The organism is Frankia sp. Cppng1_Ct_nod, assembly GCF_920656135.1.
GTDB classification, from domain to species: Bacteria; Actinomycetota; Actinomycetes; order Frankiales; family Frankiaceae; genus Protofrankia; species Protofrankia meridionalis.
In genome coordinates this window covers 1-11,213 of the sequence record NZ_CAKKTK010000003.1, presented here as the reverse complement: position 1 = coordinate 11,213, position 11,213 = coordinate 1, and the positions used below count along the sequence as shown (strand labels likewise).

The 11,213-nt window shown below is 68.3% G+C and carries 13 protein-coding genes; 9 read left to right on the top strand and 4 right to left on the bottom strand.

The window, feature by feature from the left end:
- Together NBW77_RS01605 and NBW77_RS01600 are read right to left on the bottom strand one after the other, a co-directional pair.
- Window positions 1-1,416, bottom strand: a complete 1,416-nt coding sequence (locus tag NBW77_RS01605) for a cytochrome P450 (protein WP_131745071.1) — start codon at window positions 1,414-1,416, stop codon at window positions 1-3.
- 185 nt (window positions 1,417-1,601) lie between these two features.
- Complete coding sequence (locus tag NBW77_RS01600; RefSeq protein ID WP_131745073.1) at window positions 1,602-2,033, bottom strand: hypothetical protein; 432 nt, start codon at window positions 2,031-2,033, stop codon at window positions 1,602-1,604.
- 222 nt (window positions 2,034-2,255) lie between these two features.
- Between NBW77_RS01600 and NBW77_RS01595 the strand changes: the two genes are divergently transcribed.
- From NBW77_RS01595 to NBW77_RS01585, 3 genes are all read left to right on the top strand, one after another.
- The gene (locus NBW77_RS01595; protein ID WP_242605536.1) at window positions 2,256-3,428 is read left to right on the top strand and encodes an acyl-CoA dehydrogenase family protein; all 1,173 of its coding nucleotides are present in this window, start codon (window positions 2,256-2,258) and stop codon (window positions 3,426-3,428) included.
- Window positions 3,428-4,420, top strand: a complete 993-nt coding sequence (locus tag NBW77_RS01590; protein WP_131745074.1) for an acyl-CoA dehydrogenase family protein — start codon at window positions 3,428-3,430, stop codon at window positions 4,418-4,420. The genes NBW77_RS01595 and NBW77_RS01590 overlap by 1 nt, the downstream gene beginning before the upstream one ends.
- 135 nt (window positions 4,421-4,555) lie before the next feature.
- Window positions 4,556-4,996 (top strand): nuclear transport factor 2 family protein, encoded by a 441-nt coding sequence (locus NBW77_RS01585; RefSeq protein WP_165485797.1) that lies wholly within the window; start codon window positions 4,556-4,558, stop codon window positions 4,994-4,996.
- On the opposite strand, the gene NBW77_RS01580 is transcribed toward NBW77_RS01585, so the two are convergent.
- Window positions 4,982-5,623 carry a nucleotidyltransferase family protein gene (locus NBW77_RS01580; protein WP_131745076.1) on the bottom strand — a complete coding sequence of 214 codons (642 nt, stop codon included), beginning with the start codon at window positions 5,621-5,623 and terminating at the stop codon, window positions 4,982-4,984. The genes NBW77_RS01585 and NBW77_RS01580 overlap by 15 nt on opposite strands.
- 230 nt (window positions 5,624-5,853) lie before the next feature.
- Here NBW77_RS01580 and NBW77_RS01575 point away from each other — a divergent pair, with 230 nt between their 5' ends.
- A complete protein-coding gene (locus NBW77_RS01575) occupies window positions 5,854-7,350 on the top strand; it encodes a DivIVA domain-containing protein (protein WP_131745077.1) in 1,497 nt (498 codons plus the stop codon).
- Window positions 7,351-7,486: 136 nt separating this feature from the next.
- Here the strand turns inward: NBW77_RS01575 and NBW77_RS01570 are convergent, their stop codons facing one another.
- Window positions 7,487-8,161: an O-methyltransferase gene (locus tag NBW77_RS01570; RefSeq protein WP_131745079.1), complete on the bottom strand. Its 675-nt coding sequence runs from the start codon at window positions 8,159-8,161 to the stop codon at window positions 7,487-7,489.
- 127 nt (window positions 8,162-8,288) lie between these two features.
- Between NBW77_RS01570 and NBW77_RS01565 the strand changes: the two genes are divergently transcribed.
- The 5 genes from NBW77_RS01565 to NBW77_RS01545 all read left to right on the top strand — a co-directional run bounded on the left by NBW77_RS01565 (window position 8,289) and on the right by NBW77_RS01545 (window position 11,172).
- Window positions 8,289-8,783: a hypothetical protein gene (locus NBW77_RS01565; RefSeq protein WP_242605537.1), complete on the top strand. Its 495-nt coding sequence runs from the start codon at window positions 8,289-8,291 to the stop codon at window positions 8,781-8,783.
- A 391-nt stretch (window positions 8,784-9,174) separates the two neighbouring features.
- Window positions 9,175-10,134: a VWA domain-containing protein gene (locus tag NBW77_RS01560; protein WP_131745080.1), complete on the top strand. Its 960-nt coding sequence runs from the start codon at window positions 9,175-9,177 to the stop codon at window positions 10,132-10,134.
- 62 nt (window positions 10,135-10,196) lie between these two features.
- Complete coding sequence (locus NBW77_RS01555; protein WP_175324629.1) at window positions 10,197-10,475, top strand: ribbon-helix-helix protein, CopG family; 279 nt, start codon at window positions 10,197-10,199, stop codon at window positions 10,473-10,475.
- Window positions 10,472-10,813: a type II toxin-antitoxin system PemK/MazF family toxin gene (locus NBW77_RS01550; RefSeq protein ID WP_131745081.1), complete on the top strand. Its 342-nt coding sequence runs from the start codon at window positions 10,472-10,474 to the stop codon at window positions 10,811-10,813. The genes NBW77_RS01555 and NBW77_RS01550 overlap by 4 nt, the downstream gene beginning before the upstream one ends.
- 173 nt (window positions 10,814-10,986) lie before the next feature.
- Window positions 10,987-11,172 carry a hypothetical protein gene (locus NBW77_RS01545; RefSeq protein ID WP_131745082.1) on the top strand — a complete coding sequence of 62 codons (186 nt, stop codon included), beginning with the start codon at window positions 10,987-10,989 and terminating at the stop codon, window positions 11,170-11,172.
- Window positions 11,173-11,213 lie beyond the last annotated feature (41 nt).

The following is an 11,213-nucleotide window of genomic DNA, read 5'->3' as shown; positions in this document are numbered from 1 at the left end:
TCAGGCACGGCTACGTATGGTCATCGGCAGGCCGTTGCGGGGCCGCAGCGTCACCAGTGGTTCGGGGATGATCTCGACGTCCTCGGTCGGTTCGAACGTCCAACGCCGGGCGATCGTGGCAAGGCAGAGTACTCCTTCGGCCTGGGCAAAGCTGTTGCCGATGCACTGCCGCGGCCCGCCGCCGAACGGGAAGTAGGCGTACCGGGGCCGTTGCGGGTTGCGGTGGTCGCCTATCCAGCGGTCCGGGTTGAAACGCTCCGGCTCCGGCCACCACATCTCGTCGTGGTGAACGACCCACTGGCTGAGCAGCAGGGTTGAGCCGGCGGGCAGCTGATAGCCGCCGACCACCCGGTCCTCGACGAGATGGCGGCCCATCATCCACACCGGTGGGTAGAGCCGCATCGACTCGGTGAACACCGCGTCGGTGTAAGGCAGACGTGCCAGGTCGTCAACGCTCGGACGCCGGTCCGCGAGGACGGTGTCGAGTTCGGCGTGCAGCTGGGCCGCCACCTCGGGATGACGGCCGAGGAGGTGGAAGGTCCAGCTCAGCGCGTTAGCGGTGGTCTCGTGCCCGGCGAGCAGGATCGTCAGCGCCTCGTCGCGGACCTGCATGTCGTCCATTCCCGCGCCGGTGTCGGCGTCACGTGCGGACAGCAGCAGCGACAGCAGGTCCGTGCCGTCCGCCCCGGCCGTGCGGCGGTGTGCGATCAGATCGTGGATGACCCGGTCGAGCGCGTCGCGGGCGGCGCGCCGGCGCCGGGCCGCGGGCAGCGGAAGTCTTTCCAGGGTCTCGAAGCCAGGTAGCTGGACCCGCCGGGCAGCCACCATGTTCTCGGCGATGGCGGTCCGGACCACGTCGACGACGTTGCTGTCGAGGTCGACGTCGAACAGGGTGCGAGCGACGATCGCCAGCGTCATCTCGGTCATCTCGGCATGGATGTCGAGGCGTTGGCCGTCCCGCCATCCGTCCACGGTCTCCTGCGCGATGTCGACGAACGTCTCGCCGTACCCGGCGATGCGCTGACGGTGGAACAGCGGTTGCATGAGCCTGCGTTGCCGCCGGTGTGTCTCGCCCGCGCTGGTCAGCAGTCCCTGCCCGAGCAGCAGAGAGAGGGGTTGGACAACCGTCCGGCGTGATCCGGGCCAGTGCCGGACGGCGCCCTTCGCGTACGTCCGGTTGGACCCGACGAGGGCATCGCCGATGGCCGCGGGGTCCGCGACGAGGAACGCCGAGACCGGGCGGGACGAGATCCGCACGATGGGTCCATAGGTTCGGCGCAGCCGGGTGAGGCCCGCGAGCGGGTCTGCGCGCAGCAGTCGGGACGCGGCAAGCAGGCCGCCGGACGGTCCGGGGACGGCGCCCACACCCATCGGGGCGGAGTCGGAGGACGAGGGTGGGACGGAGGTGAGCGTCATCGGGGGTTCCTGCCTCTCTGCGGTGGCCTGCCTCGGGGTGGTCCGGCCTGTAGGAAGCCTGCGCCCCGGTTGTGTGAGCCGGATGTGAACCGCCAGCCGGAACGGACTGATCCACTGGAACGGGCTGATCTACCGGAACGGGCTGATCCACCGGACCCGATCGAAGTCGAACCTCCCCACCGGTGTCAGCCGGTGGGGGTGCAGCGTCTGACCAGCGCTTCGGTGGCCGTCGTGACTTCGGTCAGCAACCTCTGGTCGTAACTGCCGCTGTCCACCCGCAGGCGCAGGAAGCCGATCGCGGTGGTGACCCGTTCGACGTCGGGGGCGTATTCGCCGGCGTGGGAGATCTGCTCGTAGAGCCGGTCCTGCGGGGGAATCAGGTCGGTGGCGACGGATCTGACCCCGCCCGGTCCGTGATCGCCCCTGCGGGTGATCCTTAGCGTGTCGACGAGCCCGGAGGCCAGGTCCCGGCAGGTGCCGGGCTGGAACGTCTCCACAGCGGGTAGTGGTTTGACGGCGGCCCCGCTCTTCCCGCAGCCGGCCACCGTCCCTGCCACGGCCAGCATGCCCATGGTCAGGGCGGCTGCTTTTGTTCTGGTCGGTGTCCTCGTGCTCATGAGTTCCCCTCGGGATGACGCGGGGACCGGCCCGGCTGCCGGTCCCCGCATTCGGGTATTCGTTCCCGATGGCCGAACGGATGGGCACGCTCGGTTGTTGATCAATAGGGAGATACTGCCCCGAGCCGGTCAACCGGGCTACTCTTCCGCCCATAGCTGACAGTTTCGATCCATATCGGCGAGGTGGTCTGACATGCCCCTGACGCCTGGGACATCCGAGGGATGAGCGCCATGCTGACCGCCGAGGACCTGTCGACCGAGGACTACCGTGCCGGTTTACGTAGTTGGCTGATCGAACGACAGTCCGCGCTGGCGCCCTATCGCAGCACACATGCGGCGACCCACGCCGAACTCGTCACCCTGGGTCGGCAGCTGGCCCGTGAACTGTGGGACGCCGACTGGAAACGTTGGGGTTGGCCGCGGGATGCCGGTGGCCTCGGAGGCGGGCCGCTGCACCGCGCCGTGTTGTACGACGAGCTCGGCGGGCAGGGTCTGCTGCTGCCTGAGACCGACTACGTCGCGGAGGTCCTCGGCGACGCCACGATCCGCTTCGCCCCCGAGATCGCCAGAAAGCTGTTGGCGGACTTCGTCTCCGGCCGTGAAATATGGGCTCAGGGTTTCTCCGAGCCGGAGGCGGGTAGCGACCTGGCCTCGCTGCGCACCCGCGCCGTCCGTGACGGCGACGACTACGTGGTCAGCGGGCAGAAGATCTGGACCAGCAACGGATATCTGGCGGACCGCCTGTTCACGTTGGTGCGTACAGGCACGCCGGACAGCCGGCACCGGGGTATCAGCGCACTGCTCATCGACACCGACATCCCGGGCGTGACGATACGGCCGCTGACCTATGCCAGCGGCCTGGACGAGATGGCGGAGTGCTTCTTCGACGACGTGCGCGTACCCGCCGATCGGCTGATCGGGGCGGAGAACGCCGGCTGGGGCGTCGCGATGTTCCTGCTGCAGTTCGAACGCGGCATGTACGCCTGGATGCGGCACGTCTGGTTGCGCGGGCGCATCCGTGAGCTTGCCGCCCAGGTCAAGGCGACGGACACCGCGTCGGCGGAGGCACTGGGACGGGCGTACCAGACGGTCTGCGCCCTGCGTGCGCGCTCCGCCGCGACCGTGCGCCGACTTGCCGCGGGCGAGATGGTCGGACCGGAGGCCTCGGCCGACAAGGTGCTGCTCGCGACGGCCGAGCAGACCACCTTGGACACGGCACGCCAGCTGCTGTTCCCAGCGTTCGAGACCGACCCGGCGGCGGAGGGTTGGCGCTCGGACTGGTGGTACACCCGGGCGGCCAGCGTCTACGGCGGCTCCGGCGAGGTGCAACGCACGATCCTCGCCGACCGGGTGCTGCACCTGCCGGCCGAAGACGGCCGCGAGCGGAAGGGCTGATGATGGACGAGGAGACACTCGGCCTGCTGCGTGGTTCGCTACGGCAGCTGCTGACCACCCCGCCGGCTGACATCGCGGCGGCGCTCGCCGACCTGGGCTGGGCGGAGGTGCTTGCCGAGGACGAGCCGGCCGCCACCACCGCGCTGTTCGAGGAGCAGGGCGACACGCTCACCACCACCGCCGCGCTCGACGGTGTCGCAGTCGGCACGCTGGGCCTGGGGTCGGTCACCAGCCGGGTGATCTGGCCGCACCCGGCCGACGGCACCGGCCCCGCCGCCCTACGAGACGGCGGACGGATACGCCTGCGTGGCATCGTGCTGTCGGCGTTGACGGACGAGACCGCCGTGGTGCCCTTGGGTGATGCCGTGGCGGTCGTGCGCACCGGTGGGCTTTCCACCCGGCCGCTTGGCGGGCTCGACCCGGACGCCGGGTGGCTGCTCGTCGACGCTGCGATCGATGCCGACACCCTGATCGATGCCGCGATCCATGGCGACGGCGGGGTCGGGGTCGGGGTCGGGGTCGGGGAAAGCCCGCCCGGATGGGAGGACGCGGTCGCCGCAGCCCGCCGCGCGCTCGCCTCGGAGATCCTCGGTGTGAGTAGGCGTGCGCTCATCGTGGCCGGTGACCATGTCCGCTCCCGCAAGCAGTTCGGTCGGGCGATCGGCTCCTACCAGTCCGTGCGACACCGGCTTGCCGAAGGCCATGCCGCGGTCGTGGGCGCCACGGCACTGACCGCGTCCGCCTGGGTCGACGGCACACCGTGGGCCGCCGCGACGGCGAAGGCTGTTGCCGGATGGGCACACGCCGACGTCGTCCGCCACGCGATGCAGGTCTGTGGAGGCATGGGGCTGTCCGAGGAGTTTCCTCTGCACCGCCTGGTACGTCGGGGATACCTCCTCGACTCGCTGCTGGGCTCGGCTCGCATGATCGCTCGTGAGCAGGGCGGCGAGCTGCTGGCCGGGCTGGACCCGCCAGGAATCGTGGTCGGCTGACCGCCGGACGGCTGACCATCGGACGGGTACGGGACGTGAGACAGGTGCGGGACGCGATCGGAGTCCAGTACCCTGCGGGCGGTATCCCGGCTGAACGGCCCGGATTGTCGTGATCGACGGGTGGGACGGGGCGGCGTGGTAGGCATCGAGACCGCGGACAGGGTGGCGCTGCACGAGATCGCGGGGCGCTACGGAGATCTCATCGACGCCCGGGACTGGCCGGGGCTCGCGCACGTCTTCGCGGTGGACGCGGTGTTCGATCTCTGCGACGTCGGTGGCCCGCGCCTTGAGGGGCTCGATGCCATCCGGCGGTTCATGGACGGTTCGGATCATCCTCTCGCCCACCACATCACCAACATCTACGTCACCGAGGACGATGGCGAACCGGTGCTGCACAGCCGCGTGATCGGCATTCTGCTCGACCGGCGCACCGGCTCCGGGCAGTACACCGACGCGGTTGTCCGCACACCGGACGGATGGCGCATCCGCCACCGGCTGTTCCAGCTCCACCGGCGGCCGGACCGGCCAGTGTCGTCGTCCGCGTCGTCGTCCGCGGTCGTCTCAGGCGATACCTGACGGAGGGAGTGTCCGACACACGGTTGTCTCTGACATCCGCGCCAGGTCGTCGGGGGTGTCGATGTCGTCGGGGGAGCCGGTGCCGTCGCATGGCACCGTGACGACCCGATCCGCGTTGTTCCGCAGCCAGACGCGGGCGCCGACGTCACCGTGGGCGTGCGCAGCTACCTCCGCCCAGATCGCGCGTCCCAGCAGGACCGGGTTTCGTGGCTGCCCGCGGTAGCCGGCTACCGCCGCGACCGCACCGCGGGCGTGGGCCGTGCGAAGCCGGCGTACCGCCTCCGCTCCGATCAGCGGCTGGTCCGCGAGCCCGACCACCGCCGCGTCGAGGTCAGTGCCGGCAAGCGCCGCGAGCCCGCGGCGAAGCGACGCGCCCATGCCCTCGGCCCAGTCCGCCGCGAGGACGACCCGAGCCCCGGACAGGTCCGCGCGGCGGATCACGTCCGCAGCCCGCGCTCCGAGGACCACGAACACCGGCGCACAGCCGCCTTCGACGAGCAACCGTACGGTCCGTTCGACCAGTGGCTCGCCGTCCAGCATGGCCAGGGCCTTCGGACCGCCGAAGCGGCGGCCGGCACCGGCGGCGAGGAGCAGGCCGCCGACGTCTCGCGTTCCCCCGGTCGCCATGAATGCTCCATCCTGCTTTTCGGGTTCATAATCTGGCCTCCGGCGGCGCCGAAGACGTGCCCATCAGATCGTTTCACGATCCGACGTGTCCGTCCCCGTAATCGGGCCGCTTTTGGCCGAATCCGACAAAAAATATATATGTTTTTGTGTGGCTGGCGATGTCATTCTTCAGGTCACATCGCCCTTTCCTGCTACCTGCCATATGATCAGGAACGGTGAAAAGGTCCCTTATGAGCGTGTTTCCGCGGGTGGCTGCGCAGAGGGTCCCGGTCGGCCGGGATGGCGTGGCGCCGATTGCCTTTATCAGCTATGCGGACGAGGACCACGCGCGTCACGGTGGGTCGATCAATGCGCTGGGAGCGGCGATCGAAAGCGAAATCCGGTCGCATACGGGCCACCATGACTTCCGGGTCTTCCGCGATCGCAGGGAGATCGGCTGGGGTCGACTGTGGAACGACCGGATCGTGAATCCCTCGGACACCACGGCCATCCTCATCGCGGTCATGACCCCGGCCTTCTTCCGGAGCGCCCAGTGCCGGCACGAGCTGGAATGCTTCCTCGACCGGGAGCGGCATCTGGCCCGTGGAAACCTCGTCCTGCCGATTCGCTGGGCAGATGATCTTGACCTGGCATACCGCGGCGCAAACGACCCGCTGGCGCGGGAGGTCGCCCAGCGGGTGCCTGATGACTGGCCGGACCTGTACGGCGAGCCCTTCGCGGTGGCGCCGGTCGAGTACTGGACCGCGGATCTCGTCGGACGCCTCCACAAGCTGCTGGACGCCCCCGGCCGCGCGTCCAGGCCCGCGCCCGGCGGTTCGCGGGTGCCGCCGGGGGCCGTGCCCCGCCAACCCGGGCCGGGGCGGAGCGAGGCAGGGCAGTCCAACGCGGGTCAGTTCTCATCACCGAGGCGCGTGACCCCGTCGAAGCCGCCGATACCACCGCCTGGCGGGGAGCAGGGTGCCAACCATCGCATTCGTTACCGTCCGATCGTGACGTCCCGCGACCTGAGCATGAAGGAGTTCAGCGCAACGCGCCTGCGCACCGGTTACACCATGATCGGTGTTGATGCCTTCCTCGACCGGGCCGCCGCCGAGCTGCACAGGCTGCACGTGCTCATCCGCGCTGTGGAGAGCGGGCGGAAGCCGGATGCGGGTGAACTCGTTCTGAGGGTGACTCCCGGGGAGATCAGGTCGACGACCTTCAACCCGACGAGGTTCCTCAGTGGGTACTGCGAACGGGAGGTCGACGATTTCCTCGGCGTCGTCGAGCGGGAGTTCACCAACCTTCAACGGTTCGTATCCGTCATATCGGGTACGGCGGTTCCGGATGGGGCACTGTCGGATGCGGCACTGTCGGATGCGGCCATCTCAGGTGTGGTGGAGACCGGTGGTTGCGGTACCTACCATCCGGGTGTCACAGGGTCCGAGGTGACGGCGAAGTCCTTCACGGGGACGCGGCTGCGTCTCGGTTACAACGCCGCCCAGGTTGACGAGTTCCTCGCCGGGGTGGCCTGCGAGTTGGATCGGCTGCACGCGGTGGTGCGATCCGTCGAGGACGGCCGGCGGCCGGTGCCCGGCCCGTCCGCCGTGGGTCTCACACCCGAGGACATCAGCACGGCCACGTTCGACACGACCTGGCTCGCCGACGGGTACAGCGAATACGAGGTCGATGACTTTCTTGAGCTCCTCGAACGTGAGGTCGCCCGGGTCCGGGACTTCCTGCGGTGAAGTGATGACCCGGTTGGGCCGCGGGGCGTCGATCGTGATGCCCCGCGACCGGTCGGCTGCCTGTCCCGCACGGACAGTTCGCGTTCAGAGTTCGCGTTCAGAGTTCGCGTTCAGAGTTCGCGTTCAGAGTTTGCGTTCAGAGTTTGCGTGCGATCGTCAGTCCGTCCGACACCGCGAGCAGGACGACCTGGACCCGGTCGTCCGAGGCCAAAGCGTTGTTGAACGCCTGGATGGCCTGGATGTTCGCGTTCCGGCTGTCGTCCTGTAGGACGTTGCCCTGCTGCAGCGCGTTGTCGACGAGAATCAGCCCGCCCGCGCGCATCCGGGGTACCAGCAGGTCGTAGTAGGTCTGGTAGGAGGTCTTGTCCGCGTCGATGAAGGCGAGGTCGTGGACGGGCTCCACGGGTAGCGCGGCGATCGTCCGCGCGGCCGGGCCGATCCGTAGTTCGATGCGGTCGTCCAGCCCGGCGCGTTTCCAGTAGCCACGCGCGATCGAGGTCCACTCCTCGCTCACGTCGCAGCAGAGTAGATGCCCGTCCGCGGGCAACCCGCGGGCTATACACACCGAGGAGTATCCGGTGAAGGTGCCGACTTCGATCGCCCGGCGTGCGCCGATGCTGGAGGCGAGGATGGTCAGCAGGGTTCCGAGTTCGGCACCGATCTGCATGACGGAGACGTCGCCGAGCTTGCGTCGTGTCTCCTCGGCGAGATCGACGAGGAGGTCGTCCGGTGGGGAACTGTGCGCCGTGAGGTATCTGTGGATACCGCGGGCGAGGATGGGCGACTCGGCCGTTTGACCAAGAGCGGACATATACGCCAGGCTACTATCCGCCCCGCGACCGGGCCATCGGTGACCGGGGCCATCGGTGACCGGGGCGATCCGGATGGGAATCGGCGGTGTCGCAGCGGCTCGGGTGGGGCATTGCGCAGGGGTGAGGATGAACAACCCGACACCGGTGCCGCCAGCGGTGTCGGCGCCGCAGGCAACCGGCCGTACCGACGGGCGGGTCACCGACCGGACGGTGGACCGGACCGCCCCGGAGCTCGACACCGACACCGTCCACGCGGTCGGCAAGATCAGCGAGGCGCTGGAGTGGGTGGAGCGGGCACGAGGACATCTGTACGCGTTCCACCAGATGTCCGGTCGCGCCGATCTCATGCTCGGGTCGGCGCTGGACGAACTGGCGAAGGCCGGCTACGGCGAGATCGCAGACCGGGTACGCGAGGACCTGTTCGGACGCAACGTCCTTGACGGTCGGTGGACCTTCCAGGTCGTGGAGGAGTACGACGACGGGTACTACCGAACGTTCATCGAATCCGAGCGGATGGTCCGGGACACCTTGGCGGGTGGCCAGCGGCATGTGTACGAAGCCCGGATGAAGGCGTCGGAACGTGAACGTGCCGGCCGATCCGCCTTCGGCTCGGGGGCCTGAGCTCTTTGACCCGCGGCTCCTTGAACCGCGTGGTGGGCGGGAGTGCGATGTCGGCCGTGGCCTGAGCCCTACGGATACAGCGATGCGGATGGACTGAAGCGCAAGGCTGACTCAGGCAATTCGAGACGGCTGTTCCACCGGCGAGGGCCGGTTCCGACACGACCGAGCGGGAACGCCCAGCCGGTGCCGTCGTCTCGACGTCCGCCCCGGGCGTCAGGATCGGGCCTGTCGCGCATCGGGCCGTGAGAACCCGCTTCGGCTGCGACACTGAAGGCAGGCGGACCGTCCGCCCGCCCCAGCCGCCGTCGGGGTTACGCATCGGTCATTCGGCCCGGTCAGGGTTTTGGCCCTGAGGGTTTCGATTGTCCCGACGGGAAGGGGAGATGCTTCGGTGAGTTTCCTTGCCGGCCACTGGCTGTGGCTGCTGCTTGCGGTCGCCGCGTTGCTTGTGCTGTACATGGTGTTCGCCCGGCGTCGGGGGGTCTATGCCGCGCGGCTGTCCAGCGCTGCCCTGCTGGCCAGCGTGATGCCACGCCGTCCGCAGTGGTGGCGGCGGCACGTGCCGGCGGCGCTGATGCTGTTCGCGCTGGTGGCGACGGTGATCGCGCTGGCCCGACCGGCAAGTACGCACAAGGTGCCGAAGGAACGCGCCACGGTCATGATGGCGATCGACGTGTCGAACTCGATGGCCGCCACCGACGTGAAGCCCAACCGGCTGGCGGCGGCCGAGGACAGCGCGGTCGCGTTCGTGGACCAGCTACCTGCAAAGATCAATCTTGGTCTGGTGTCGTTCTCCGGTACTGCCGCGGTCGTGGTCCCGCCCAGCACCGACCGGGAAGCGATGCGGGCCGCGATCCGCGCCCTTCAACTGGGACCGGCGACCGCCATCGGTGAAGGGATCTTCGCGTCTCTCCAGGCGATCGATACGATCAACGTCCAGTTGGGCGACAACGGTCAGAGCGCACCCCCCGCGGCGATCGTGTTGATGTCCGACGGCGAGACGACCCGCGGCCGTCCGAACACCGATGCCGTCTTCGCTGCCCGGGACGCGAGCGTGCCGGTCCACACGATCGCCTACGGCACCCCGGAGGGCACCCTGGATGTGGGTGGCCAGCAGATCCCGGTGCCGGTGAACAAGGATGCGCTGCGTGTGATCGCCAGTGGTACCGGCGGGACCTTCCACGGAGCGACCTCGGGTGACGAACTGACCTCCGTCTACCACGATCTTGGAAGCTCGATCGGCTACCGCGCCGAACACCGCGAGATCACCAGCTGGTTCGTCGGGCTGAGCCTCCTGCTCGGACTCGCAGCCGGAACATCGTCGATCCTGTTCGGGTCCCGACTTCCCTGACGTCCTTGCGTACGTCGTCGAACTGGCGGCCGTCGGCGGTAGTACCGGGTTATACTCGCTGCATGAAGACAGCTATCTCGATCCCGGACTCGTCGTTCGAGCGAGTCAGGTATCACGCCGAGCGGCTTGGCATGTCGCGCAGTGAGTTTTTTACAAAAGCGGCTCAGCGGTGGGCAGACGAGCTTGACGACCAGAACCTGACGGAAGCGATCGATGAGGCGCTTGATCGGCTGGACCCGGACCCGTCGAATGACACCTCGATGTTCGTCCGGCATGCGACCGCGCGAACGCTCGCCGCACAGCAGGACAGCGAGCGACCGGATTTTTCTGATCTACAGTGATCAAAAGAGGGGATCTGTGGTGGGCTGACCTCGGTGAGCCGCGTGGATCGGCGCCGGCACTGCGTCAGCCGGTCGTGGTTATACAGGCCGATTCCTACAACCGCAGTCGGCTGAGGACGATCGTCGTGGCCGCGGTGACGACGAACCTGCGACTCGCGGCGATGCCGGGCAACGTGTTCCTGCCGGCCACGGTGACAAGTCTGTCGGAGGATTCGGTAGTCAACGTCACCCAGATCGCGACCCTCGATCGTAGCGATCTTGATAGGCGGATCGGCGAGATCCCGTCCTGGTTGATGGCCGACGTTGAGCGAGGGCTCCATCAGGTACTTGCTCTGTGACGGATTGTCGTAGGTCTTCCCGCGCACAGCAGCTTGCGGGTTGCGGTCAGCCCACCCTCATCCACGACCATCTGTAAGGAATTAGCGGCCGTTGTATCCGGCCTCGGTCTCGATGTTCTGCTGCGGGTGTATGCGCACTGTGTCGATGGGCAGGGTGCGACGCGCCGGTGTGCATGACCGCCCACGGGCACGGCCACGGGCAGGAGATCATGGCGAACTCCTCGATCGAACAGGCCCTCGGCACACCCGCGACCGATCCTGCAATACTCGGAGGCGACCGGCTGCCCTGCGACGGGGACGACAGCCACGCGGAACAGGCACGGAACGGCCAGATCGACGATCAGGGCCAACCGGGCTGACGCCGCAGGTCGGGAGGGCTCGCCTAGTGGCCGATGGCGGC